The organism is Variovorax sp. MHTC-1 (assembly GCF_003984645.1).
Classification (GTDB): Bacteria; Pseudomonadota; Gammaproteobacteria; order Burkholderiales; family Burkholderiaceae_C; genus Variovorax.
Map to the genome: position 1 here is coordinate 340,144 of NZ_RWKI01000004.1, position 23,625 is coordinate 363,768.

The 23,625-nt window shown below is 68.1% G+C and carries 25 protein-coding genes; 18 read left to right on the top strand and 7 right to left on the bottom strand.

Annotation, left to right across the window (positions count from 1 at the left end):
* Nucleotides 1–2: 2 nt before the first annotated feature.
* Nucleotides 3–632 carry a GbsR/MarR family transcriptional regulator gene (locus tag EJI01_RS09620; protein WP_126836880.1) on the bottom strand — a complete coding sequence of 210 codons (630 nt, stop codon included), beginning with the start codon at nt 630–632 and terminating at the stop codon, nt 3–5.
* 162 nt (nt 633–794) lie between these two features.
* Between EJI01_RS09620 and EJI01_RS09625 the strand changes: the two genes are divergently transcribed.
* The 10 genes from EJI01_RS09625 (at nt 795) to EJI01_RS09670 (ending at nt 8,430) form a co-directional block, all read left to right on the top strand.
* Nucleotides 795–1,244 carry an ArsR/SmtB family transcription factor gene (locus EJI01_RS09625; protein ID WP_126836881.1) on the top strand — a complete coding sequence of 150 codons (450 nt, stop codon included), beginning with the start codon at nt 795–797 and terminating at the stop codon, nt 1,242–1,244.
* Nucleotides 1,133–1,600: an SRPBCC domain-containing protein gene (locus EJI01_RS09630; protein WP_126836882.1), complete on the top strand. Its 468-nt coding sequence runs from the start codon at nt 1,133–1,135 to the stop codon at nt 1,598–1,600. Before EJI01_RS09625 ends, EJI01_RS09630 begins: the two co-directional genes overlap by 112 nt.
* Nucleotides 1,600–2,862: an RNA polymerase sigma factor gene (locus EJI01_RS09635; RefSeq protein ID WP_126836883.1), complete on the top strand. Its 1,263-nt coding sequence runs from the start codon at nt 1,600–1,602 to the stop codon at nt 2,860–2,862. Before EJI01_RS09630 ends, EJI01_RS09635 begins: the two co-directional genes overlap by 1 nt.
* Before the next feature lie 86 nt (nt 2,863–2,948).
* Nucleotides 2,949–3,311 carry a YciI family protein gene (locus tag EJI01_RS09640; protein ID WP_126836884.1) on the top strand — a complete coding sequence of 121 codons (363 nt, stop codon included), beginning with the start codon at nt 2,949–2,951 and terminating at the stop codon, nt 3,309–3,311.
* Complete coding sequence (locus EJI01_RS09645) at nt 3,308–3,667, top strand: YciI family protein (RefSeq protein WP_126836885.1); 360 nt, start codon at nt 3,308–3,310, stop codon at nt 3,665–3,667. Before EJI01_RS09640 ends, EJI01_RS09645 begins: the two co-directional genes overlap by 4 nt.
* Nucleotides 3,649–5,226: an MFS transporter gene (locus EJI01_RS09650; RefSeq protein ID WP_409513943.1), complete on the top strand. Its 1,578-nt coding sequence runs from the start codon at nt 3,649–3,651 to the stop codon at nt 5,224–5,226. Before EJI01_RS09645 ends, EJI01_RS09650 begins: the two co-directional genes overlap by 19 nt.
* A gap of 94 nt (nt 5,227–5,320) precedes the next feature.
* On the top strand, nt 5,321–6,448 hold the full coding sequence (gene aroC / locus EJI01_RS09655; protein WP_126836887.1) for a chorismate synthase: 1,128 nt from the start codon (nt 5,321–5,323) through the stop codon (nt 6,446–6,448).
* Entirely contained in the window at nt 6,448–7,629 is a 1,182-nt protein-coding gene (locus EJI01_RS09660; protein ID WP_126836888.1) for an MFS transporter, read from the top strand. The genes aroC and EJI01_RS09660 overlap by 1 nt, the downstream gene beginning before the upstream one ends.
* 53 nt (nt 7,630–7,682) lie before the next feature.
* On the top strand, nt 7,683–8,003 hold the full coding sequence (locus tag EJI01_RS09665; RefSeq protein ID WP_260602385.1) for a hypothetical protein: 321 nt from the start codon (nt 7,683–7,685) through the stop codon (nt 8,001–8,003).
* A gap of 4 nt (nt 8,004–8,007) precedes the next feature.
* Nucleotides 8,008–8,430: a putative toxin-antitoxin system toxin component, PIN family gene (locus tag EJI01_RS09670; protein WP_126836889.1), complete on the top strand. Its 423-nt coding sequence runs from the start codon at nt 8,008–8,010 to the stop codon at nt 8,428–8,430.
* 6 nt (nt 8,431–8,436) lie between these two features.
* Here the strand turns inward: EJI01_RS09670 and EJI01_RS09675 are convergent, their stop codons facing one another.
* From EJI01_RS09675 to EJI01_RS09695, 5 genes are all read right to left on the bottom strand, one after another.
* Nucleotides 8,437–9,363, bottom strand: coding sequence for a carbohydrate kinase family protein (locus EJI01_RS09675; protein ID WP_126836890.1), 927 nt, complete (start codon nt 9,361–9,363; stop codon nt 8,437–8,439).
* A gap of 22 nt (nt 9,364–9,385) precedes the next feature.
* Nucleotides 9,386–10,324, bottom strand: a complete 939-nt coding sequence (locus EJI01_RS09680; protein ID WP_126836891.1) for an ABC transporter substrate-binding protein — start codon at nt 10,322–10,324, stop codon at nt 9,386–9,388.
* A gap of 137 nt (nt 10,325–10,461) precedes the next feature.
* On the bottom strand, nt 10,462–11,475 hold the full coding sequence (locus EJI01_RS09685) for an ABC transporter permease subunit (RefSeq protein WP_126836892.1): 1,014 nt from the start codon (nt 11,473–11,475) through the stop codon (nt 10,462–10,464).
* 32 nt (nt 11,476–11,507) lie between these two features.
* Complete coding sequence (locus EJI01_RS09690) at nt 11,508–13,055, bottom strand: sugar ABC transporter ATP-binding protein (RefSeq protein ID WP_126836893.1); 1,548 nt, start codon at nt 13,053–13,055, stop codon at nt 11,508–11,510.
* Nucleotides 13,048–14,292: an ROK family protein gene (locus EJI01_RS09695; protein ID WP_126836894.1), complete on the bottom strand. Its 1,245-nt coding sequence runs from the start codon at nt 14,290–14,292 to the stop codon at nt 13,048–13,050. The genes EJI01_RS09690 and EJI01_RS09695 overlap by 8 nt, the downstream gene beginning before the upstream one ends.
* Nucleotides 14,293–14,621: 329 nt before the next feature.
* Here EJI01_RS09695 and EJI01_RS09700 point away from each other — a divergent pair, with 329 nt between their 5' ends.
* Entirely contained in the window at nt 14,622–16,031 is a 1,410-nt protein-coding gene (locus tag EJI01_RS09700) for an MFS transporter (protein WP_126836895.1), read from the top strand.
* A gap of 257 nt (nt 16,032–16,288) precedes the next feature.
* Here EJI01_RS09700 and EJI01_RS09705 read toward each other — a convergent pair whose 3' ends face one another.
* Entirely contained in the window at nt 16,289–17,074 is a 786-nt protein-coding gene (locus EJI01_RS09705) for an IclR family transcriptional regulator C-terminal domain-containing protein (RefSeq protein ID WP_126836896.1), read from the bottom strand.
* Nucleotides 17,075–17,235: 161 nt separating this feature from the next.
* On the opposite strand from EJI01_RS09705, the gene EJI01_RS09710 reads away from it, so the two are divergent.
* Genes EJI01_RS09710 through EJI01_RS09740 form a run of 7 tightly spaced genes read left to right on the top strand, consistent with a single transcriptional unit; the run spans nt 17,236 to nt 23,613 of the window.
* A complete protein-coding gene (locus tag EJI01_RS09710) occupies nt 17,236–18,159 on the top strand; it encodes a shikimate dehydrogenase family protein (protein WP_126836897.1) in 924 nt (307 codons plus the stop codon).
* A 7-nt stretch (nt 18,160–18,166) separates the two neighbouring features.
* Nucleotides 18,167–19,048 carry a sugar phosphate isomerase/epimerase family protein gene (locus EJI01_RS09715; protein ID WP_126836898.1) on the top strand — a complete coding sequence of 294 codons (882 nt, stop codon included), beginning with the start codon at nt 18,167–18,169 and terminating at the stop codon, nt 19,046–19,048.
* Entirely contained in the window at nt 19,045–20,211 is a 1,167-nt protein-coding gene (locus EJI01_RS09720; RefSeq protein ID WP_126836899.1) for an ABC transporter substrate-binding protein, read from the top strand. The genes EJI01_RS09715 and EJI01_RS09720 overlap by 4 nt, the downstream gene beginning before the upstream one ends.
* A gap of 6 nt (nt 20,212–20,217) precedes the next feature.
* Nucleotides 20,218–21,093, top strand: a complete 876-nt coding sequence (locus EJI01_RS09725) for a branched-chain amino acid ABC transporter permease (protein ID WP_126836900.1) — start codon at nt 20,218–20,220, stop codon at nt 21,091–21,093.
* The gene (locus EJI01_RS09730; protein ID WP_126836901.1) at nt 21,090–22,085 is read left to right on the top strand and encodes a branched-chain amino acid ABC transporter permease; all 996 of its coding nucleotides are present in this window, start codon (nt 21,090–21,092) and stop codon (nt 22,083–22,085) included. Before EJI01_RS09725 ends, EJI01_RS09730 begins: the two co-directional genes overlap by 4 nt.
* Entirely contained in the window at nt 22,082–22,867 is a 786-nt protein-coding gene (locus EJI01_RS09735; protein ID WP_126836902.1) for an ABC transporter ATP-binding protein, read from the top strand. Before EJI01_RS09730 ends, EJI01_RS09735 begins: the two co-directional genes overlap by 4 nt.
* 2 nt (nt 22,868–22,869) lie before the next feature.
* Nucleotides 22,870–23,613 (top strand): ABC transporter ATP-binding protein, encoded by a 744-nt coding sequence (locus EJI01_RS09740; RefSeq protein ID WP_126836903.1) that lies wholly within the window; start codon nt 22,870–22,872, stop codon nt 23,611–23,613.
* Nucleotides 23,614–23,625: the final 12 nt, after the last annotated feature.

Sequence of the window (23,625 nt, forward strand, 5' to 3'; positions counted from 1 at the left end):
GTTCACTGTTCCTTTTTGGCGGGCTTCGACACCCTGGAGGCCGCGGGTGGCCTGGGCGCCGTGCGGCCGGTGAGGCGATCCTTGAATTCGAGCACCTTGGTCACCTTCGCACCCATGCCCATGAGCTGCATGGCGGTCTCCGGCGCCAGCTTCTGGACATCATCGAACCAGGTCATGAGCCGGTCAATCAGCTCGTGCATCTCTTTCATGCGGGCCTGCGCGTGCCGCTCGGCCGCGCTGGTGGGCGATTCGAGCAAGGCATTGCGCAGCATCGACAGCGTGGGTTCGATCTCGCGCCGGCGCCGCTCTTCGGCCAGCACGCGGAAGATTTCCCAGACGTCGGCCGGCGCCTCGAAGTACTCGCGGCGGTCGCCGGGCAGGTGGCGCAGCCGCACCAGGCGCCAGGCCTGCAGCTCCTTCAAGCCCACGCTGACGTTGGAGCGCGAGAACTCGAGCAGCTCGGCGATCTCGTCGGCGTTGAGCGCGCGTTCCGATATGAAGATCAGCGCATAGATCTGGCCGACGGTGCGGTTGATGCCCCACTTGCTGCCCATCTCGCCGAAGTGAGCGACGAACTGGCGGCTGAGGGGAGGGAGTTGCGCGTTGCTGTCGGTAGCGTCGTGGTCGGCCATGGCGCGATTGTGGCGTCAATTTGCTGTAATTTCAAGAATTACTGAAAACTCAGTAAGCCAACGAGGTCTTGGCCCTCGGCCGCGTGCCTACTTTCCGAGGCGTAGGAGCGGGAACCCGCGTGCGGCTTGACAAGGGTGCTGCGCGCTTCGAAACTCAACCGCATGGTTCACTCTGATGCAGACACCCTGGATGCCGTCTTCGCCGCGCTTTCCGATTCGACGCGCCGCGCGGTGCTCGAAACGCTGGAGGAGGGTGGCGGCCTCACCGTGTCCGAACTCGCGCAGCCGCACGGCATGTCGCTCACCGGCTTCATGAAGCACCTGCGCGTGCTCGAGAACGCCGGGCTCGTCTCCCGCACGAAGGAGGGCCGCATCGTGCGCTGCGAGCTCTCGCCACAGCCTATGCAGGAGGCCGCCGTGTGGTTGTCGCGCTATGAAAAATTCTGGGCCGAGCGCCTCGACGCCCTGGCCCGCTTCCTGTACCACCAAGAGGAGACCGCATGGCGAGCCCTGCCACCCGAGACCAAGAACGCCCCTCGCTCACGCTCCGCCGGCACTACGAAGTCGACAGCGAGAAAGTCTGGCGGGCGTGGACCGACCCGCAAGCGCTGAAGCTGTGGTTCGGCCCGGCCGAGATCGTCTCGGTGCCAGCCTGCGAGATCGACCTGCGCGTGGGCGGCCGCTTCCGGGTGGTGATGCTGGACGCGAGCGGCGAGCGGCACGAGGTCGGCGGCACCTACCGCGAGATCGTTCCGAACCGCAAGCTGGTCTTCAGCTGGGCCTGGCACAGCACGCCCGAGCGCGAATCGCGCGTCACGGTGCTGATCGAGCCCGCGGGCCGCGGCTGTGAGCTGGTGCTGCGCCACGAGCAGTTCGTCGACGAGGCCGCGCGCGAAGGCCACGAACACGGCTGGACCGGCTCGCTGGTGAAGCTGGAGGCCTTGCTCGGCAACGCGGAAGCGGCCTGATGGCAACAGCGCCGGCCGCGGTGCGCGAGGCGGTGGACGCGCTCTACCGCAGCGAGTCGCGCCGCATCTTCGCGACGCTGGTGCGCCTGCTCGGCGATTTCGACCTGGCCGAGGAGGCGCTGCACGACGGCTTTCGCGCGGCGCTCGAGCAGTGGCCTGCGAGCGGCATCCCGGGCAACCCGCGCGCCTGGCTGGTGTCCGTCGGACGCTTCAAGGCCATCGACGTCATCCGCCGCCGCGCACGCTTCGACGCCTGGGAGGACGCAGACGGCGCGGTCGAGGGCATCTCCGACCCGGCGCTCGCCTGGGACGAGCGCGATGCCGATGCCGAGGCGCTGGAGGACGACCGCCTGCGCCTCGTCTTCACCTGCTGCCATCCGGCGCTGGCGCCCGATGCGCAGGTCGCGCTGACGCTGCGCGAAGTCTGCGGCCTTGCCACCGAGGACATCGCCAATGCCTTCCTGGTGCCGGCGCCGACGATCGCGCAGCGCATCGTGCGCGCCAAGGCCAGGATCCGAGAGGCACGCATTCCCTACCAGGTGCCGCCGGTAGCCGAACTGGCCGAACGGCTCGATGCCGTGCTGCGCGTGGTCTACCTGGTGTTCAACGAAGGCTATGCGGCCTCGTCCGGCGAGACGCTGACGCGTCCCGACCTGTCGGCCGAGGCGATCCGGCTCGGCCGGCTGCTGCTCGAACTGCTGCCCGAGCCGGAGGTCATGGGCCTCTTGGCGCTGATGCTGCTGCATGAGTCGCGGCGTGCCGCGCGCAGCTTGCCGTCGGGCGAGATGGTGCTGCTCGACGAACAGGATCGCAGCCTGTGGAACAAGTCATCGATCGAGGAGGGTTCCGCGCTCGTGATGCGCGCGCTCTCGTCGCGCCGCTTCGGGCCCTACACGCTGCAGGCCGCCATCGCGGCGGTGCATGCCGAAGCCGCGGATTCGCAATCCACCGACTGGACCCAGATCGCCGGCCTCTACGAGGTGCTGCTGCGCGCCGAGCCTTCGCCGGTGGTGGCGCTCAACCGCGCGGTCGCGATCGCGATGCGCGACGGGCCAGCGGCCGGCTTGGCGCTCATCGATGACATCCTCGCGCGCGGCGAGCTCGCGGACTACCACTTGGCCCACGCGGCACGCGCCGACCTGTGCCGGCGCCTCGGCCGCACGGCGGAAGCAAGGGCATCGTACGAACGTGCGCTGACGCTCGTGCGCCAGGCCCCCGAGCGGCAGTTTCTCGAGCGGCGGCTGGCCGAGCTTGCATCCTGAAACAAATTCGAGCGCACGCGGATGTCGATCGGCGGCCTCTGCGTTCGACCAGTGGTGTCAGCCACCCCATTTTTCTGGAGATGCCCATGAAATACCTCTGCATGGTCTATTTCGACCACAAGCTGCTCGAGACGATGACGCCGAGCGAACGCGCCACGCTGGACGCCGATTCGATGGACTACGACAAGGAGCTCGATGCGCGCGGCCAGCTGATCGTCGCGGAAGCCCTGCAGTCGGTGAAGACCGCCAAGGTCGTGCAGGTGCGCAACGGCAAGCTGTCGCAGACCGACGGCCCCTTCGCCGAGACCAAGGAGCAGCTCGGCGGCTTCATCCTGATCGACGTCCAGGACCTCAACGCGGCGATCCAGGTGGCCGCAAGAATTCCGCTCGCGAAGTACGGCAGCATCGAGGTGCGCCCGGTCGCGAAGGTCGAAAGGATCGCGCCATGAGATATCTCTGCATGATCTTCGCCACCGCCGAACAGATGAGCGTGCTTTCGCCCGGCGAGCTGCGCGACTTCGTGAATGCCCATCTCGACTACGACGACCAGCTGCGCGCCAGCGGACAGCTGGTCGCATCGGAGGGCCTGGAGGCCGCGCGCACGGCCGCCGTCGTGCGCGTGCGCAATGGCAAGCTGTCGGTTACCGACGGCCCCTTCGTCGAAACCAACGAGCAGCTCGGCGGCTTCTACCTGGTCGAAGCCGCGAACGAGGAAGAGGCTGTGCGCCTCGCCGCCGGCATTCCGTCCGCGCGCGTGGGCAGCATCGAAGTGCGGCCGGTGGTGGTCTGGGAAGGCAAGCCATGAACAGCTCGGCCGCCGGCGCCAGGGCCAGCACGCGCGAATGGATCGGCCTGGCCGTCATCGCGCTGCCCTGCATGATCTATTCGATGGACCTCACGGTCCTCAACCTCGCGGTGCCGCACCTGAGCGCCGCCTTGCATCCGACCAGCGCCCAGATGCTGTGGATCGTCGACATCTACGGCTTCATGCTCGCGGGCTCGCTGATCACCATGGGCACGCTGGGCGACCGCATCGGCCGGCGCCGGCTGCTCTTGATCGGCGCGGCCTGCTTCGGCATCGCCTCGGTGCTGGCAGCCTTCTCGACCAGTGCCGCGATGCTGATCGCCACGCGCGCGCTGCTGGGCATCGCGGGCGCCACGCTCGCGCCCTCGACGCTCTCGCTGATCCGCAACATGTTCCTCGACGCGCACGAGCGCAGCGTGGCCATCGGCATCTGGATCGCGAGCTTCTCGATCGGCGGCACCATCGGCCCGCTGGTCGGCGGCGCCATGCTCGAGTACTTCTGGTGGGGCTCGGTGTTCCTGATCGGCGTGCCGGTCATGTTGCTGCTGCTTGCGCTCGGGCCCTGGCTCTTGCCCGAGTACCGCGACGCGCAGGCCGGGCGGCTCGACCTGCTGAGTGCGGCGCAGTCGCTGCTGGCGGTGCTCGCCGTGATCTATGGGCTCAAGCGCATCGCGGAAGCGGGCGTGGGCGTGCTGCCGCTGGCGGCGATCGCGGTGGGCGTGGCGATCGGCATCGCCTTCATCCGCCGGCAGGGGCGGCTGGCCGATCCGCTGATCGAGCTGCGGCTGTTCCGCGTGCCGGCCTTCAGCGCTGCGCTCGCGATCAATACGCTGGCCTTCTTCATCGCCTTCGGCGGGTTCCTCTTCATCGCGCAGTACCTGCAGCTGGTGCTCGGTCTGTCGCCCTTGCAGGCGGGCCTGTGGAGCGTGCCTTCGGGCGTGGCCTTCGCCATCGGGTCCACCATCGCGCCGCGGCTCGTGCGGGTGGTGCGCCCCGGTTTCGTGGTGGCGGGCGGGCTGGCCGTGGCCGCGGCGGGCTTCGCCTTGCTGAGCACGGTGGACCGAATCGACGGCCTGGTCAGGCTGGTCGTGGCCTACGGGATCCTGTCGCTGGGGCTTTCGTTCGCGTTCACGCTGGCGGTCGATCTGATGGTCGGCACCGCGCCGCCCGAGCGCGCCGGTGCGGCATCTGCCATCTCGGAAACGAGCTCGGAGTTCGGCGGCGCGCTGGGCATCGCGATGCTGGGCAGCGTGATCGTCGCCATCTATCGGCACGCCATGGGCGAGGCGCGGCTGGACGGCGTGCCCTCCGAGGCCATGGAGGCCGCGCGCGCCAATCTCGGCGTCGCGGCGGACACGGCGGCGACGCTGCCCGGACCTGCCGGCGCGGCCTTGCTGGATGCGGGGCGCGAAGCTTTCGCGCGGGCCTTCGAAATGACGGCCACCATCAGCGCGGCGGTGGCGCTCGCGGCCGCGGTACTGGCTGCAGTCATGCTGAGGCGCGTGGGAACGCCGCCGGCCGAGCCATCGGGGGATGCCGAGGCCACTTTGTTGGGATAATCCGCCGCATGAGCGCAGCGCAGAACCGCTTCAAGCAAGCGAAGGCCCCTTCGGGGGGCAGCGAGGACACGAAGTGCCGAACGTGGGGGCTGGCATGAGCGGCAACACCTTCGGCACCCTTTTCGCGGTTACCAACTTCGGCGAGTCCCATGGTCCCGCCATCGGGTGCGTCATCGACGGCTGCCCGCCCGGCATGGCGCTCAGCGAGGCCGACATCCAGGGCGACCTCGATCGCCGCCGCCCCGGCACCAGCCGCCACGTGACGCAGCGCAACGAGCCCGACGCGGTGCAGATCCTCTCCGGCGTGTACGAGGGCAAGACCACCGGCACGCCGATCGCGCTGCTGATCCAGAACACCGACCAGCGCAGCAAGGACTACGGCCAGATCGCGCAGCAGTTCCGTCCCGGCCATGCCGACTTCGCCTACTGGAAGAAATACGGCATCCGCGATCCGCGCGGCGGGGGCCGCTCGTCGGCGCGGCTCACGGCGCCGATGGTCGCGGCCGGCGCGGTGGCCAAGAAGTGGCTCTTCGAGAAGTACGGCACGGTGTTCCGCGGCTGCATGGCGCAGATCGGCGACATCGCGATTCCCTTCGAGAGCTGGGAGCATGTGCCCAACAATCCCTTCTTCGCGCCCATCGCCGACGTCTCCCAGCTCGAGGCCTACATGGACGCGCTGCGCAAGGCCGGCGACTCCTGCGGCGCGCGCATCCGCGTGACCGCCTCGAAGGTGCCGGTGGGCCTCGGCGAGCCGCTGTTCGACAAGATGGACGCCGACATCGCCTGGGCCATGATGGGCATCAATGCCGTCAAGGGTGTGGAGATCGGCGCCGGCTTCGCGAGCGTCACGCAGCGCGGCACGGTGCACGGCGACTCGATCACGCCCGAGGGCTTCGAAAGCAACAACGCCGGCGGCACGCTCGGCGGCATCACGACGGGGCAGGACCTCGAGGTCAGCATCGCGATCAAGCCGACCAGCTCGATCATCAGCCCGCGCCGTTCGGTCGACGTCAACAACCAGCCGGTCGAGGTCGTCACCAAGGGCCGGCACGACCCCTGCGTCGGCATCCGCGCGACACCGATCGCCGAGGCGATGCTGGCGCTGGTCGTGATGGAGCATGCGCTGCGCAACCGCGCGCAGTGCGGCGACGTGCAGGGAGAGCAGGAGCAGGGGCAAGCCGCCGACGAGGCGCAGCCGTCGCCGCAGTCGTCCTTCCTCTAGTGCCGACGCCGGGGCCGACCTCGACCGGCGGCCGCGGCCACCTGCTGGCCTTTGCGGCACTCTCGGCCAGCTACTTCGCGCACATCGGCTTCTTCAACCCGTACCTGCCGCTGTGGTTGAAGGATCTGGGGCTGCCGATCTTCACCATCAGCCTCTTGACCTCGGTGCAGTCCGTCACGCGGGTCTTCGCGCCGTATGCGTGGGGCGCGTTGAGCGACCACACGGGCCAGCGCGTCCTGCTGCTGCGCATCAGCGCGGCGGTAGCGCTGGTCTCCTCGTTGGGGCTGTGGTGGCACGGCGGCGCCTGGTGGCTGGGCCTGGTGCTGCTGGTGATGTTCACGCACACCAGTTCGATGATGTCGCTCACCGAAGCGGCCATGGCGCACCTGGTGGCCGGCGACTGGGGGCGCTATGGCCGCATCCGGCTCTGGGGATCGGCGGGCTTCCTGGTCACGGTCTTCTTTGCCGGCGAATGGTTCGAGCAGTTCGGCATGGGGCACTTCCCGGCCTGGGCGGGCGGCACGCTCGCTATCGTGCTGATCGCGACGCTGCGCCTGCCCGACGTCCGGGAGCCGGCGGTGGCCCACACCGAAGCGAAGGAGCCGGTCGGGCCGGTGCTGCGAATTCCGGCCGTGCGCTGGTTCTTCATCTCCTTGTTCTTCCACGTGATGGCGCACTTCGCGGTCTACGGCTTTCTCTCGCTGTACCTCGATTCGCTCGGCTACGGCAAGGGGACCATCGGCCTGCTGTGGGCCTTGTCGGTGGTGGCCGAGATCGCGTGGTTCTACCTGCAGGGCAGGCTGCTGGGCCTGTTCGCGATGCCACGCTGGCTCCTGATCTGCGGCATCGCCGCGGTGCTGCGCATGGGCATCACCGCGGGATGCGGCCCCTGGGTCTGGGCGCTGGTGGTGGCGCAGGCTCTGCACGCGCTCTCGTTCGCCGCGCACCACACGGCCTGCATCGCGATGGTGTCGCGCCACTTCCCGGGACGGCTGCGCGGGCGCGGGCAGGCGCTCTTCACGGTGATCGGCTACGGCTTCGGCGGCGTGCTCGGCGTGCTCGCCGGCGGCGCGATCGCGCAGCAGTTCGGCTATGTGGCGATGTTCGGCGTGGCGACCCTGCTCGCCGTCGTGGGCAGTGCTTGCGCGTGGCGGGCTCAGAGGCTGGAAGCGGGCGGTTGACCTCTCGGGGATGGATGGCTAAAGTAAGGATTCCTTACTTTAGGAACATCCCCATGCTTGCCAAGATGACCTCCAAAAACCAGCTCACGCTGCCGCGCAGCGTGACGGACCAGGTCGGGGCCACGGAGTACTTCGACGTCGCGGTGCACGACGGCCAGATCGTGCTGACGCCAGTGCGGATCCAGCGCGGCGATGCGGTCCGCGCCAAGCTTGCGGCGCTGGGCTTGAGCGACGTGGACGTCCGCGACGCCATTGATTGGGCGCGGCAGGGAGCCGAACCGGCTGCGCTGATGGCGGCCGAGCCGCCGCCCGCCTATCGCGTCAAGCGTGCACGCTCGGCCGGCGGCGCTCCCGCCACAAGGCGCAAGGCCTGAGCGCGTGGCCGCCCGGCGGGTGGTGTTCGACACCAATGTGGTTCTTTCGGCCTTGCTGTTCGGCGGACCGGCGACGCGGCGGCTGCGCGAACTGTGGCAGCAAGGCGCCTGCACGCCGCTCATCAGTACGGCGACCGCGGGTGAGCTGGTGCGCGTGCTGGGCTACCCCAAGTTCCGGCTCTCGCCGCAGGAGCGCGAAGAGCTGCTGGCCGACTACCTTCCCTTTGCTCAGGTGGTCACGCTGCCCGATCCCCCGCCGGCAGTGCCGGTGTGCCGTGACCCCTTCGATCTGCCCTTCCTGCAACTCGCGGCCGCCGGCAAGGCGATGTTGGTGACGGGCGACCGCGATCTCCTGGTGCTGTCGGGGGCAACCAAGTTCCCCATCCTCGCCATCGAGCCATTCATCGAAGGATTCGGCGCGCTCTGAAAAGCCTCAGCTCAGCTTGTCCCGCCGCGGCATGTCTGCGCCGCGACGCGAACAGGTGATCGCGGCGGCGCGGGCGGCAAAGCCCAGCAGGTCGGCGAGCGACGCAGGGTCGAGCGCCGACAGCGCCTCGGGCGTGAGCGCATCGTGTTCGTCCAGCCAGGTCAGGAGCGCGGCCTGGAAGGTATCGCCCGCGCCGACCGTGTCCACCACCTCGGTCTCCGGCGAGGGCACCTCGGCCTGCGCCGCCCGGGTCCATGCGCTCGCCCCATGGGGACCGCGCGTCACCGCGACCAGGCTCGCGCCCCGCTCGAGCCAGCGTGCCGCCACCTGCGGCGGCGTTTCGGCCGGATAGAGCAGCCCCAGGTCTTCGTCGCTGACCTTGACCAGGTGCGCGATCGACACCATCTGCTCGACCACCGCGCGCCAGCGCGCGAGGTCGGGCTCGACGTTGAGCCGCACGTTGGGGTCGTAGGCGATCAGCAGCCGTTCGCGCTCGCGCGCCGCCAGGGCGCGCAGCGCGCTTCCGACCGGTTCCACCGCGAGCGCGTAGGAACCGAACTGCAGCACGCGCGCCGCTTTTGGCAGCGGCGGCAGCGTGTCGAGCGTGATCTGCCGGTCCGCCGCGCCCGTGCCGTGGAAGGCATAGCGCGGCACGCCTGCAGCGTCGACGCTGATCACGCTGAGCGTGCTCGGCGCATCGCTGCGCAGCACCAGCGAGGTATCGACGCCTTCGTCGCGCAGCGAGGCCAGCAGGCGCTCTCCGCAGGCATCGGTCGAGAGGCCGGCCAGGAAGGCCACCGGCCGTTCCAGCCGCGCCAGGCCTTGCGCCACGTTGAGCGGCGAGCCGCCGATGCGCGAATCGAGCGTCATGCCGGTGGCCGTCCATTCGCCCATGTAGACATCCATCAGGGCTTCGCCGCAGACCACGAACATTGCTGTACTCCCTGTTGTGCGATCAGCGTGGGGCCTGCCAGCCCTTGTAGTCCTTGACGTTCGTGCGCGTGATCAAGGTCGAGGGCAGCAGCGTCATCGGCTGGGCGGGCTTCTTGCCGTTCATGATGTCGTGCCCGATCTCGACCGCCTTCTGCGCGATCATGTACGGGTCCTGGCTGGCCGAGGCCTGCACCTGCGTGTCGCTCTTGAGCGCCGTTTCGATGTCGGGCGCGCCATCGACCGAAGTGATGACGATGTTCTTGCGGTTCAGCTGCCTGGCCGCCAGATCGGCGCCGATGGCCTGCGGATCGTTGATGGCGAACACGGCGTCGATCTTGGGGAAGCGCGTCAGGTGGTTCTGCATCACGTTGAGCCCGCCTTCGCGCGAGCCCTTGGCGTCCTGGTCGTCCGACAGGATCTTGATGTCGGGGCTCTTCTTCAGCACCGTCTTGCAGCCGTTGACGCGGTCGATCACCGCCGACACCTGCGGGCCGTTCTGGATGATCACGTTGCCCTTGCCGCCGAGCTTGTCGACGATGTACTGGCAGGCGAGCTCGCCGGCCTGCACGTTGTTGGTCTGCACGGTCGCGTCGGCGCCGTTGGCCGCCACGTCCACGCCCACCACCACGATGCCGGCCTTCTTGGCCTTCTGCAGCGCGGGCTCGATGGCCTTGGCGTCGACCGCATTGACCAGGATCATGTCCGTGCCCGAGGCGATGAAGCCGTCGATCTGCGAGAACTGCTTGTTGAGGTCGTAGTCGGCAGACAGCGCATTGACCTTGGCGTTCGGGCTGTATTGCTTCACCTTGGCTTCGGCGCCCTTGGCGAGCGAGACGAAGAAGGGATTGCCGAGCGAGCCGAGCGTGATGCCGACGCTCTTGATCTGCTTCTGCTGGGCTTGCGCCGCAGGGGCAGCGAGTGCCGCTGCGATGACGGCGAGTGCGAACAATGACTTGCGCATGGAAGAGTCTCCTTGGTTGCGGTGGGAAAAAGCATTTGCGGGGAACACCGCGGAACCGGCTTTGCCGGGCCGCTGGTGTTGCCCCCAGCGAGGGGGTTGGAGGAGCGACACGAAGTGCGCGGAGCCTGGGGGAGGGCTCATGTTCTGGCGGAATCTTTGCGGCGATAGCGATCGAGCGCGACGGCGCCGATGATCACCAGGCCCTTGACGATGTACTGCCAGATGTCGGAGACGCCCATCAGGATCAAGCCGTTGGTCAGCACCGCGATGATGAGCGCGCCGATCAGCGTGCCGAGGATCGAGCCGGTGCCGCCGACGAAGCTGGTGCCGCCGAGGATGACCGCCGCGATCGCGTCCAGCTCGTACGAGGCGCCGAGCTGCAGGCCGTTGGCCGCGTAGAGCCGCGCCGAGGCCATGACCCCGCCCAGGCCCGAGAGCAGCCCGGAGGTGCAGTAGACGAAGAGCAGCACCGCCCAGACCTTGATGCCCGCCAGGCGCGCGGCCTCGGGGTTGCCGCCGACCGAGTAGATGTTCAAGCCCAGCACGGTGCGGCGCAGGATGAACCACGACAGCGCCACTACCGCGAAGGCGATGATCACCAGCCAGGGCACGCCCAGCACCTCGCCGTTGCCGATGAAGGCGAAGGGCAGCTGCGGGTTGAACACGGTGGTGTCGTTGCCGAGCAGCCGCGCGATGCCGCGCACCGCGGTCAGCGAGCCCAGCGTCACGATGAAGGGCGGCAGCTTGACGAAGGCGATCAGCACGCCGTTGATCAGGCCGAACAGCAGCCCGCAGGCCAGGCCGGCGGCAATGCCGAGCATGCCGAACTCCGGCACGTTCGACACCAGCATCGCCACCACCGCGGAGCCTGCGAGGATCGAGCCCACCGACAGGTCGATGCCGCCGGTGAGGATCACGAAGGTCATGCCGGCGGCCAGCACGATGTTGATCGAGGCCTGCTGCGTCATGATCGACAGGTTCTGCAGGCTGAAGAAGTTGTCGCTCGCGAAGCTGAAGCCGATGCACAGCAGCACCAGCACCGGCAGCATGCCGAGGGCACGCATGATCTCCTTGCCGGAGGCGCCGCGCAGGGCGGAGGGCAGGGCGGCGTTGTCCGGTGCCGGGATGGCGGGGGAGGTCTGCTTGGTCATGGGGATGTCTCCTGTTGCGCCGTTTGTTTGGCTCAGTGCAGAACGGGGGCGTGGATGGCGGCCGCGCCGGTGGCCAGCGCGACGATGTTTTCCTGGGTGATGGGCAGGGCGCTCGCGCCGCCCACCTCGCCGACGAGGTGGCCTTCGCGCATCACGATCACACGGTCGCAGATGCCGACCACCTCGGCCAGTTCGCTCGAGATCACGAGCACCGCGACGCCGCGTCGTGCCAGCTCGTCGATCAGGCGGTAGATCTCGCTCTTGGCGCCGATGTCGACGCCGCGCGTCGGCTCGTCGAGGATCAGCACCTTCGGCGCCAATTCGAGCAGCCGGGCCAGCAGCACCTTCTGCTGGTTGCCGCCGGAGAGCGAGCCTACGTTGACCCGCGCCGAGGGCACGCGGATCGACAGCTGCGCGATCGCGTCGCGCGCGCGCTGGGCGGCGCGCTTGCCGTCCATCACGCCGCCGGCGTTCGCGTCGCGCGGGCACACCATCACGTTGATGTTGTCGCGCACCGATTGGTCGAGAAACAGGCCCTGGCCCTTGCGGTCCTCCGTGAGGTAGAGGATGCCCGAGCGGATCGCGTCGATCGGCTTGGCGATCTTCAGCAGCGCGCCGCTGCCATTCAAGGAGATCTCGCCGCCGGTGCTCGGATCGGCGCCGAAGATCAGGCGCGCCAGCTCGGTGCGGCCGGCGCCGACCAGGCCGGCCAGGCCGAGCACTTCTCCCGCATGCAGCTCGAAGCTGCAGTCGTGCACGCGCTGTCCGTCGCCGAGGCCGCGCACCGTGAGCGCGCGGTCGCCGGTGTGCTGGCCGTGGTGCTCCTTGCGGTAGAAGCCCGAGAGATCGCGGCCCACCATCATCTTCACCAGCTTGTCGCGCGAGAACTCGGCGCGCGTGAGCGTGCCGACGTAACTGCCGTCGCGCAGCACTGTGACCTCGTCGGCGAGCTCGTCGATCTCGTCCATGCGGTGGCTGATGTAGAGGATCGCCAGGCCCTCGTCGCGCAGGCGCTTGATCAGCGCGAACAGGCGGTCGGTCTCGTGCGTCGAGAGCGGCGTGGTCGGCTCGTCCATCACCAGGATGCGGCAGTCGAAGTGCACCGCGCGCGCGATCTCGACCAGCTGGCGCTGCGCGATTGAAAGCGTCGCGACGCGCGTCGCCGAGCCGAAGTCGGCGCCCAGGCGCTGCAGCGTGGCCGCGCAGGCGCTTTCCATGCCGGCGCGGTCGACCAGGCCGCCGCGTCGCAGGGCCCGGCCCATGTAGATGTTCTCGGCCACGCTGAGGTTGGGCGCGAGGCTCAGCTCCTGGTAGATCACCGAGACGCCGAGCTGCTTGGCCGCGAGCGGACCGTCGATATGGACCTGCTTGCCGTCGATCAGGATCTCGGCGCCGGGGTCGGGCATGTAGGCGCCCGACAGCACCTTCATCAGCGTCGACTTGCCGGCGCCGTTCTCGCCCATCAGTGCATGCACGTGGCCGGCGCTGGCGCGCAGCCGCACATCCTGCAGCGCCTTGACGCCGGGAAAGGTCTTGGAAATCTTGCGCAGCTCCAGCAGCGCGGGGGGTGCTTCATGCATTCGCTGTCTCCGGGTGGCGGGGGCGTGAACGTCCGCGCAGCACGTCCGCGCGCGGCGAGAAGTTGAAGAACATCGGCAGGCTGGCCGCGCCGATCGCACCGGCGTCGGCGCGGAAGCTGCCGCGCAGGATTCGCGGGGTCTGGCGCGCCTCAGGTGCGATCGCGCGCAGGCCTACGTCGAGGCGCTTCATGAGCTCGTCGATCAGGCCGCTGTCGATGTCGCAGTCGATCACCACCACCGGCAGGTCGAGCACGGCCAGCGATGCGCGTGTCGACGGCACCAGCGCATCGATGCAGTCGTCGATCCATTCGCGCACCTCGGGCCGGCTGGACTTGACGCAAGCCTCGAGGTCGGCGTGGCCGCGCACGGCGATGCCGTGGTGGCGCAGGTGGCGCGCCAGCGCGTTGAGCGAGGCGCGCGAGAGCAGGATGTCCCAGCGCCGGTCGGACAGCGGGGCCGAGGCCAGGCGGCTGGGCGGCACCGGCATCAGGCCGAGGTCGGCCGCGTTGCCGGTGGGGCCGCGCAGGCTTTCGCCGCCGATCACCGCGCCCGCGCCCAGCGCCGCGCCGATGAAGATGTAGAGGAAGTCGTTCTCCTCGCGGCCGATGCCGAAGAACAACTCGGCGATCGCAGCCGCGTTGCCGTCGTTCTCCTTGAAGACGGGCTGGTCCACGGCGCGCGCCAGCATCGCGCCGAAGTCGACCTCGTCCCAGATGCGGAAGTCCGCCTTCAGGTCCAGCTCGCGCAGCCAGCTGCCGAGGTTGTAGGGCTGCGCCAGGCCGACGCCCATGAGCCGGCGTTGCTGCGCCGCGTCGAGCGTGGCGATCATCCGGCTCACGTCCTTCTGCACCAGCGCCAGCGCGCGGTCGGGGTGGGGCAGCAGCATGTCGTGGGCCGCGCGCGCCAGGATCTTGCCGCCGAGGTCGATCATCACGGTCTCGATGCTGGTGCGGTCCAGCCGCACGCCGATGCCGTAGGCGCCTTCGGGATTGATGCGGTAGAGCCCGGCGGGCTGGCCGCGCTGGCCTTCCTGCCGGCGGCCCGCGGGCTCGATCAGCCGCGACTCCTCGAGCGACTGCACGATGCTGCCGACGGCCGTGTTGGTGAGCTGGGCCCAGCGTGCCAAGTCGGCCTTCGACGCCTCGCCGGCCCGGCGCAGCCGCTGCAGCAGGCTGCGCTCGTTGTAGAGGCGCAGGTTGACCGAATTGGTGCCCCGACCGGGACCGGCTGTCGTCACTTGGCTGTCTCCTGACCCGGGAAGGGAGTCAATTAATTAATTCAAGTTGAATAAATAGTAGAAGCAAGCGTTGGCGCCTCAGCCAGGGGTTAACCCGGAAAAATGCAAAAAAGTATGTGTGCGGGCCTTTGCGTACCGTCGTGAAAAGGGTGCGAAAGCAAGACCGTATCGGTCAGGCAGCCCGCCTCGCGCACCCGGGGACAAACCCCTATTCCGCGCGAAAGTCGCACGAGATTGTTCGATCATCGATCGCACCCTTGTTCCGCTGCATTGCCCGCGCTCCGGCGGCGCACCTACAGTCGCCTCGCCCCTTCCCAATGGAGACACCCATGAGCAAACCCCAGGCGCACGAGCCGCAAGGCCGGCACCAGTCGAAGAAAGCCGCCGCCAGCGGCTGGATCGGCTCGGCCCTCGAGTACTACGACTTCTTCATCTACGCCACCGCGGCAGCGCTGATCTTTCCGCAGATCTTCTTTCCCAAGGGCGATCCGAATATCGCCATCGTCGCCTCGCTCGCGACCTACGGCGTCGGCTACGTGGCGCGGCCGATCGGCGCCTTCTTCCTCGGCCACTGGGGCGACACCCACGGCCGCAAGCAGGTGCTGGTCCTGTGCATGTTCCTGATGGGCTTCTCGACCATCGCCGTCGGCCTCTTGCCCACCTACGACCAGGTCGGCCTCTTGGCGCCGGTGCTGCTCGTGATCTGCCGCCTGGTGCAGGGATTCGCGGTGGCCGGCGAGATCTCGGGCGCCAGCTCGATGATCCTGGAGCACGCGCCCTTCGGACGGCGCGGCTTCTTCGCCAGCTTCACGCTGCAGGGCGTGCAGGCCGGCCAGATCCTGGCGGCGGCGGTGTTCCTGCCGCTCGCGCACTACATGCCCGAGGAAGCCTTCAACAGCTGGGGCTGGCGCATTCCCTTCCTCTTGAGCTTCATCGTCATCGTCGCCGGCTACATCATCCGGCGCGAGGTCGACGAGACGCCCGCCTTCGCCGAGGAAGGCAAGCAGAACGAGCGTCCGCGCTCGCCGATCGTCGATGCCTTCAGGTACAGCTGGAAGGACATGCTGCGCGTCGTGCTGATGGCGCTGATGAACGTGATTCCCGTGGTCGCGACCATCTTCGGCGCCGCCTATGCGGTGCAGTCCGCCTACGGCATCGGCTTCGCGAAGGACATCTACCTGTGGATCCCGGTGCTCGGCAACATCCTCGCGGTGCTGGTCATTCCGTACGTCGGTAACCTCTCGGACCGCATCGGCCGCAAGCCGCCCATCGTCTTCGGCGCGCTGGCCTCGGGCCTCTTGGCCTTCGGCTATCTCTACGCGATCAGCATCAAGAACGTGCCGTTGGCGATCTGCATGTCGCTCCTGATGTGGGGCGTTGTCTACCAGGGCTACAACGCGGTCTTCCCGAGCTTCTACCCCGAGCTGTTCCCGACCCGCACCCGCGTCTCGGCGATGGCGATCTCGCAGAACATCGGCACCGCCGCCACTGCGATGCTGCCCGCGCTGTTCGCCACAGTGGCGCCTCCGGGGGCGGCCAACATCCCGCTGATCATCGGCTCGCTGGCCTTCGGCATCACGGTCATTTCGGCACTCGCCGCGCTGAGCGCGCGCGAGACCTACCGTGTCCACATGAACGATCTCGGCAATCCCGACGCGGTGCCGGTGCCGAAGCCGGAGTATGAGCGCATGCGGGAGCAGACGCTGGCCGACGCGCGGTTGGCGAAGGCCGCGGCCTAGGGTCTGTTGACGCTATTTGCGGGGTCGCGAAGGCCTGCCAGGGCGGGCCAATCAAGGCGTGCGACGCCGTGCGTGCGTCGGCACGCACAAGGAGCGCAACGCCGAGTGGCGCGCCCTGGCAGGCCTTCCCTGCGGGTTGCCCAGCCAAGGGGCCGTCTGCGGCGTTGCCCGCGCTTGCAAGGCGCAAGCCTTGCAAGCGCGGGCGCCTTGCATCCAGCCCCTGGCAACGCGATCCCCGCAAATAGCGTTAACAGGCCCTAGATCAAATTGCGCATCGCCTGCGCAGTTTCGCGCAGCACCGGGAGGACGCGGGCGACCGCGTCCTCGCTGCCTTCGTGGCCCATGGGCATCGTGATGTTGAGCGCGCCCACCAGCTCGCCGTGGCGGTCGCGCAGCGGCACGGCGATGCCGCGCGAATTGAGGTCCAGCTGCTGCTCCGACAGCGCCCATCCCTGTGCGCGAATGCGCGCGAGCTCGAGCTTCATGCGCTCCTTGCTCGAAATGGTGTGCGAGGTGAAGACGGTGAGCTCGTGCGTGGCCAGCCAGTGGTTGAGCTCCTCGTCGCCGCGCATCGCCAGCATCAGCATGCCGGAGGCCGTGACCTGCGCCGGCACCCGCGCGCCCAGCACGTAGCCGGTGCTCATGCTGCGGTTGGGGCCGTTGCGCGCGATGTAGACCACCTCGTCGCCGTCCATCACGCTGAGATACGCGATCTCGTGCGTGCCGGCCGCCACCCGCTGCAGAAAGGGCTGCACGATGCGCGGCAGTCGCGCCGACTCCAGGTACGACTGGCCGAGGCGCAGCACCCGCGGCGTGAGCCAGAACAGCTTGCCGTCCCCGGCCACGTAGCCCATGTGCTGCAAGGTGAGCAGATAGCGCCGCGCGGCGGTGCGCGTCATGCCGGTGCGCTGGCCGGCCTCGCTCGCCGTCATGCGCGGATGCGCGTCGTCGAAGGCCTCGATGACGGACACGCCGCGCTCCAGGCCGGCGATCCAGTCGCGCTTGTCGAGTTCGGGCGGGGCAGGGCGGGTATCGATGCTCATTGGGGACAAACCCTGGAATCGTTCGATGATCGATCACGAGGGTGCGATCAACGCGCTATTTTCACGCCCCGAACTTGGATCGCGCAAGCGGGAACCCTACATTAGCGACCGTTCCTGCCAAATTGCGCGATAGCCGAACAACTCTAGAGCGAGACAGCACCATGTTCCCCTCCATTGCCGGCAGCACCGACCTCTACCTGATCCCCGGCGATCCGGTGACAAACGTGCGCTTGCCGCGCATGTTCAACAGCGTCTTCGAGCGCTTCGGCATCGACGCCGTGATGGCGCCGGTGCAGGTGGCGACGCGCGACTTCGCCGTTTTCGTCAAGGCCGCCTTCCTCGCCAGGAACGTGCGCGGCATGGTGATCGCGCCGCCGCACAAGCCGCGGGTGGTGGACCTGCTCGACGGCGCCGGCCTGTTCGGCCGCGTCGCCGGCTCCGTCAACGTGGTGCGGCGCATCGCCAACGGCGAGCTCGAGGGCGATCTCTTCGACGGCGAGGGCCTGCTGGGCGCGCTGGACCACTACAACATCCCGTTCCGCGGCAAGCGGGTGCTGATCCTCGGCGCCGGCGTCAGCGCCGCGGCCATCGGCGTCGCGCTGGCCGAGGGCGGCACGGTCAACGGCGCCGAGCACATCGCCTTCCACGACATCTCGGCCGGCAAGGCGGCAGGGGTCGCGGCCAAGCTCGACGCCTTCTTCGACGCGACCACGGTCGCGGTCGACAGCAGCGATCCCGAAGGCTACGACCTGGTCATCAACGCCACACCGCTGGGCCTGAAGGAGGGCGATGCCCTGCCGGTGGACGTGGCCCGCATGGAGGCGCACGCGGCGCTGTTCGACATCCTGCTGCGCAACCAGCCCACGCCGCTGGTGCGCGCCGTCCGTGCGCGCGGGCTCAATGCGCAGGCCGGCTTCGAAATGCTGATCCAGCAGATGCCGTACTACCTCGACTACTTCGGCCATACGGCCGCGGCGCATGGCGTGCGCGACGACGCGCGCTTCCTGCGCGAGCTGATCTATCCGGACGCAATGGCTGCGGAAATCGACGCGCCGCTGCGCTACCACTCCGACAGCGTGGCCTGAGGACGCCATGGCCATCGCCCTCGACCGCTTCGGCTTCAACACCGTCACCATGGGCGGCGACCTCGGGCACAAGCTCGAGTGCATGAAGGCCGCGGGCTTTTCCGGCGTCGAGCTGTGGGCGCGCGACCTGATCGCCCATCCGGCCGGTGTCGAGAAGGCGGCCGAGCTGGTCAAGGCCAGCGGCCTCAAGGTGACCGACTTCCAGCCGCTGCGCGACTTCGAATGCGCGCCCGATGCCATGCGGCCGCACCGGCTCGAGATGGCGCGCGAGCAGTTGCGCCAGATGGCGCTGGTCGGCGCCGACCTGCTGCTGGTGTGCTCCACCACCTCGCCGCTGGCCGTCGACGACCCCGAGCGCGCGGCCGAAGACTTGCGCACGCTCGCCACGCTGGCCACGCCGCTCAACATCCGCATTTGCTACGAGGCCCTGTCCTGGGGCCGCCACGTCAACCGCTGGCACCAGGCCTGGGACATCGTGAAGCGCTGCAACCGAGAGAACGTCGGCCTCAATCTCGATTCCTTCCACATGTCGGTGCACGGCGACGACACGCCCGAGACGCTCGCGCAGCTGGCCGAAGTGCCGGTCGAGAAGATCTTCCTGGTGCAGCTGGCCGACTACTTCTTCGAATACAGCGACCGCCAGGCCGACATGATCGAGCTTGCGCGCCACCAGCGCCTGTTTCCGGGCGAGGGCCTGCACGACGTGCGCGACCTGGTGCAGCTGCTCGAGGACAAGGGCTACCGCGGCCACTACACCTTCGAGGTGTTCAACGACGACTATGTGAATTCCGACCCCATGGTGGTCGGCCAGCGCGCAATGAAGAGCGCGCGCTGGATCAGCGAGAGCCACGTGAGCACCAGCAATTCAACCCCAAGGAGACAAGCATGACCATCGTTCCATCGCGTCGCTTCGCGATCCAGCTCATCGCCGCCTGCGCGGTGGCCGCGGGCGCTTCCGGCGCCTTCGCGCAGAACACGATCAAGATCGTCAACATCGTCGAGCTCTCGGGCGGCGGCGCGACCGCCGGCACCAACTTCAAGAACGGCGTCGAGCTGGCGGTGAAGGAGATCAACGCCTCGGGCGGCATCCTCGGCAAGAAGATCGAGTCCAGCACCAGCGACACGCAGAGCAACCCCGGCGTCGCCAAGGGACTGACGCAGAAGGCGGTGGACAACGAGGTCTTCGCCATCTTCGGCCCGGTGTTCTCGGGCTCGATCATGGTCAGCATGGCCGAGAGCCGCCGCGCCGAGATTCCCAACTTCACCGGCGGCGAGGCGGCCAGCATCACGCAGCAGGGCAACAAGTACATCTTCCGCACCAGCTTCACGCAGACCACCGCGATGCCGAAGCTCGCGCGCTACATCGACCAACAGCTCAAGGCGAAGACGCTGGCCGTGATCTACGTCAACAACGACTTCGGCAAGGGCGGCCTCGATTCGATGAAGAAGGCGCTGGCCGCCACGCCGGTGAAGATCGCGTCCGAGATCTCGACCGAGCCGGGCCAGATCGACTTTTCCGCCGCGGTGCTGCGCGCCAAGCAGAGCAATGCCGATGCGCTCTTCGCCTACAGCAACGAGGAAGAGTCGGCGCGCCTGCTGCGCGAGCTGCGCAAGCAGGGCTGGAGCAAGCCGGTCGTGGGCGAGACCACGCTCACCGGCCAGAAGGTGATCGACCTCGCGGGCGAGGCGGCCAACGGCGCGATCGCGCACGTGGGGCTCACGGTCGACGCGCCTAACCCGGCCATTCGCGCCTTCCGCGCCAAGTTCGAGAAGGAATACAAGTACGTCTCGGACCACAACGGCATGAAGGGCTACTCGGGCGTCTACCTGCTCAAGGCCGCGATCGAGAAGGTCGGCAAGCTCGACCGCAAGGCCGTCGCCGCCGCGCTGCACGGCCTGAAGGTCAGCGCCGCGCAGCAGCCCGGCGTGCTGATGGACGTCAGCGTCGACGCCAACGGCGACCTCGACCGCGAGAGCTTCATGGTGGAAGTGAAGAACGGCAAGCAGGAAGTGATCGCCACGTTGCCGGCCCTGGGCGCAGCCGCCAAGTAGCCTCGCATGACGGACTTCATCCAGCTCTTCATGAGCGGGCTGGCCACCGGCAGCATCTATGCGCTGGCCGCGCTGGGCTTCACGCTGCTGTGGCAGGCCAGCGGCACCATCAACTTCGCGCAGGGCGAGTTCGTGATGCTGCCGGCCTTCGCGATGCTCGCCTTCATGTCCTTCGGCGCGCCGCTCCCCGTGAGCTTCGTGCTGACGATCGTGGTGGCGGTCTTCGTGCTGGGCTGGCTCTTCAAGCGCGGCCTGGTCGACCCGCTGTTCAAGTTCGGGATGATGCCGATCGTGGTGGCCACCATCGGCCTGTCGATCGCGCTGCGCAACGGCGTGCGCGCCGGCTACAGCGCCGAGGCCCATCCGTTCCCGAGCCTCTTCGCCGACAAGCTCTTCAACGTGGCGGGCGTGACCGTCACGATGGCCGACCTCGGCACCTTCGGGCTGGCGGTGGCGATCGTGCTGGCCACGCAGGCCTTCATCTCGAAGACCGTGACCGGCCGCGCGATGCAGGCGGTGGCGCAGAACACCGAGAGCGCGAGCGTGCTGGGCATCAACGTGCCGCGCATGATCTTCTACACCTTCGCCATCAATGCGGCGCTGGCGGTGGCGGCGGCGCTGCTGGTCACGCCCACCTACCTCGCCAAGTTCGACATGGGCGAGGGCCTGGGTACCAAGGCCTTCTTCGCGGCCATCATCGGCGGCTTCAACAATTCGCGCGGCGCGCTGCTCGGCGGCCTGATCGTCGGCGTGGCGGAGAACCTGGCCTCGGCCTATATCTCGCCGGCCTACAAGGACGCGGTGGCGCTCGTCATCTTCATGGTCGTGATCCTGTTCAAGCCGCAGGGCCTCTTGGGCAAGAAAGAGGAGCGCAAGGTATGAAGAAGACGCATCTCGCGCTGATGGCCGCGGCTGCGGCCGCGCTGCTGGTCGCGCCCAACTTCCTCAAGAACTACGGCATCTACCTGCTGAGCTACTGGCTGGTGTTCATCATCGCCACCATGGGGCTCAACCTGACGGTGGGCTATGCGGGCCAGAAATCGCTGGGCCATGCGGCCTTCTTCGGCATCGGCGCCTACACGGTGGCGATCCTCATGAAGGCCGGCATCAGCTTTTGGCTCGGCCTGCCCGCGGCGGCGCTCTTGTGCTTCGCGGTCGGCCTGGCGCTGGGCTTTCCGGCGCTGCGCGTGCAGGCGATCTACCTCGCCTTCGCCACGCTGGGCTTCAATACCGCGGTCTGGCTCCTGATGCGCAACGAGGAGTGGCTGACCGGCGGCACCTTCGGCATCAACAACATCCCGCGGCCCGAGCTGGCCGGGCTGTCGCTGGAGGGCAACCTGGCCTACTACTACTTCGTGCTGGCCGTCGCCGTGCTGCTCGCGCTGCTGCTGTGGGGGCTCTTGCGATCGCCCTGGGGCAAGGCCTTCACCGCGCTGCGCGACAACCCGATCCGGGCCGAGAGCCTGGGGATCAGCGTGCGCAGCTACACCTTGCTGAGCTTTGCCATCGGCGCCGCCTACGCGGGCATCGCCGGCGCGCTGTTCGCCTCGCTGGTGCAGTTCATCGAGCCGGCGCCCTTCACCGTGGCGGCCTCGATCATGATGTACCTGATGGTGGTGGTTGGCGGCCCCGGCTACTTCTGGGGGCCGGTGCTCGGCGCGGCCGTCGGCGTGATCGTGCCCGAATGGCTGCGCGACGTGCCCGGAGTGGCCGACTGGTACCTGCCGCTGTTCGGCGCTGCCGTGGTGGTGCTGATGGTCTGGCTGCCGGACGGATTGCTCTCGATCCCCGATCGCATCCGGGCGCGGCGCGAGGCGCGCGAAGCCTCGGCCGCGCGATCGGCGGCTGCCGCGAGCATGGGAGCCATCACATGAGCGCCGTACTTGCGGAGGCCATCGTGCCTGAGCAGCAGGTCGTGCCGGTACTTCGCGTGAGCGATCTCAAGAAGGCCTACGGCGCCATCCAGGCCGTCGCCGGCGTGAGCTTCGAAGTGCGCCCCGGCGAGATCTTCGGCGTGATCGGCCCCAACGGCTCGGGCAAGACCACGCTCTTCAACAGCATGCTGGGCCAGATCGCGCCCGATGCCGGCCGCATCGAGCTCAAGGGCGAGGACGTGACCAAGCTGGGTCCGCTCGAACTCAACCGGCGCGGCGTCGGCCGCACCTTCCAGACGCTGCAGGTGTTCGGCAAGATGACGGTGCGCGAGAACCTGATCGTCGCCGCGCAGGAGCACCAGGGCAGCATGTGGAGCCGCATGTTCGCGCCCGGCGACTCGGGCCTGGGGCCGAAGGCCGACGCGCTGATCGACCAATTCCGCATCCGCCACGTCGCGAACAAGAAAGCCGGCACGCTCTCCTACGGCCAGCAGAAGCTGGTGGACATCGGCATGGCCTTCATGAGCGAGCCCGACCTGGTGCTGCTCGACGAGCCGTGCGCGGGCGTCAATCCCAGCCTGGTCGGCGGACTCTCGACCCTGCTGAAGGACCTGAACCGCACGCGCCGCGGCAGCTTCGTCGTGATCGAGCACAACATGGACTTCGTGATGGACCTGTGCCACCGCATCATGGTGATGGTCGAGGGCAGGGTGATGGCGATCGGCACGCCGGCCGAGATTCGCGCCAACAAGCAAGTTCTTGATGCCTACCTCGGGAATTGATCATGACCACCACCGACACCTGCATCGAGTTCGACAACGTGCTGGCGGGCTACAAGGATTTCATGATCCTCAACAACCTGTCCTTCAAGGCCAGGCGCGGCAAGATCACGCTGCTGCTCGGGCCCAACGGCGCAGGCAAGTCGACCGTGCTCAAGACGCTGTTCGGCCTGCTCAAGGTGCGCAACGGACGGATCCTGCTCGACGGCCAGGACATCAGCGGCGCCAGTCCGAAGGACCTGCTGGTGAAGCACGGCATCGCCTTCGTGCCGCAGGGGCGCAACCTGTTCGGCCAGTTGACGGCCTACGAGAACCTCGAGCTCGGCGGCATCACGCTGGGCATGAAGACCACGCACGAGCGCATCCCCGAAGTGCTCGAGCTTTTTCCGCGCGTGAAGGAGCGCATGCACAGCGCGGCCGCCACGCTCTCCGGCGGCGAGCAGAAGCAGCTCGAGGTCGGCCGTGCACTGCTGCTGCGGCCCAAGGTGCTCCTGATCGACGAGCCCTCGATCGGCCTGTCGCCGATCGTGGTGCAGGACGTGTTCAGGCTGCTGCGCAAGCTTGCCGACCAGGGCACCACGGTGCTGATGGTCGAGCAGAACGTGAAGAGCGCGCTGAAGATGGCCGACGAGGCCATCGCACTCGAATCGGGCCGGCTGGTGCTGCACAAGCCGGCCTCCGAGCTGCTGGCCGATCCGAACATCGAACGCCTGTTCCTCGGTGGCGCGCCTGCCGCGGCGCCGGTCTGATCCCTATCGAAA

Coding starts and splice junctions, on each gene's coding strand:
- EJI01_RS09705 (WP_126836896.1), bottom strand. CDS start 17,074: ATGAGCATCGATACCCGCCCTGCCCCGCCCGAACTCGACAAGCGCGAC.
- EJI01_RS09700 (WP_126836895.1), top strand. CDS start 14,622: ATGAGCAAACCCCAGGCGCACGAGCCGCAAGGCCGGCACCAGTCGAAG.
- EJI01_RS09665 (WP_260602385.1), top strand. CDS start 7,683: ATGCTTGCCAAGATGACCTCCAAAAACCAGCTCACGCTGCCGCGCAGC.
- aroC (WP_126836887.1), top strand. CDS start 5,321: ATGAGCGGCAACACCTTCGGCACCCTTTTCGCGGTTACCAACTTCGGC.
- EJI01_RS09725 (WP_126836900.1), top strand. CDS start 20,218: ATGACGGACTTCATCCAGCTCTTCATGAGCGGGCTGGCCACCGGCAGC.
- EJI01_RS09735 (WP_126836902.1), top strand. CDS start 22,082: ATGAGCGCCGTACTTGCGGAGGCCATCGTGCCTGAGCAGCAGGTCGTG.
- EJI01_RS09720 (WP_126836899.1), top strand. CDS start 19,045: ATGACCATCGTTCCATCGCGTCGCTTCGCGATCCAGCTCATCGCCGCC.
- EJI01_RS09645 (WP_126836885.1), top strand. CDS start 3,308: ATGAGATATCTCTGCATGATCTTCGCCACCGCCGAACAGATGAGCGTG.
- EJI01_RS09625 (WP_126836881.1), top strand. CDS start 795: ATGGTTCACTCTGATGCAGACACCCTGGATGCCGTCTTCGCCGCGCTT.
- EJI01_RS09635 (WP_126836883.1), top strand. CDS start 1,600: ATGGCAACAGCGCCGGCCGCGGTGCGCGAGGCGGTGGACGCGCTCTAC.
- EJI01_RS09740 (WP_126836903.1), top strand. CDS start 22,870: ATGACCACCACCGACACCTGCATCGAGTTCGACAACGTGCTGGCGGGC.
- EJI01_RS09630 (WP_126836882.1), top strand. CDS start 1,133: ATGGCGAGCCCTGCCACCCGAGACCAAGAACGCCCCTCGCTCACGCTC.
- EJI01_RS09730 (WP_126836901.1), top strand. CDS start 21,090: ATGAAGAAGACGCATCTCGCGCTGATGGCCGCGGCTGCGGCCGCGCTG.
- EJI01_RS09640 (WP_126836884.1), top strand. CDS start 2,949: ATGAAATACCTCTGCATGGTCTATTTCGACCACAAGCTGCTCGAGACG.
- EJI01_RS09685 (WP_126836892.1), bottom strand. CDS start 11,475: ATGACCAAGCAGACCTCCCCCGCCATCCCGGCACCGGACAACGCCGCC.
- EJI01_RS09620 (WP_126836880.1), bottom strand. CDS start 632: ATGGCCGACCACGACGCTACCGACAGCAACGCGCAACTCCCTCCCCTC.
- EJI01_RS09675 (WP_126836890.1), bottom strand. CDS start 9,363: ATGTTCGTGGTCTGCGGCGAAGCCCTGATGGATGTCTACATGGGCGAA.
- EJI01_RS09680 (WP_126836891.1), bottom strand. CDS start 10,324: ATGCGCAAGTCATTGTTCGCACTCGCCGTCATCGCAGCGGCACTCGCT.
- EJI01_RS09715 (WP_126836898.1), top strand. CDS start 18,167: ATGGCCATCGCCCTCGACCGCTTCGGCTTCAACACCGTCACCATGGGC.
- EJI01_RS09690 (WP_126836893.1), bottom strand. CDS start 13,055: ATGCATGAAGCACCCCCCGCGCTGCTGGAGCTGCGCAAGATTTCCAAG.
- EJI01_RS09710 (WP_126836897.1), top strand. CDS start 17,236: ATGTTCCCCTCCATTGCCGGCAGCACCGACCTCTACCTGATCCCCGGC.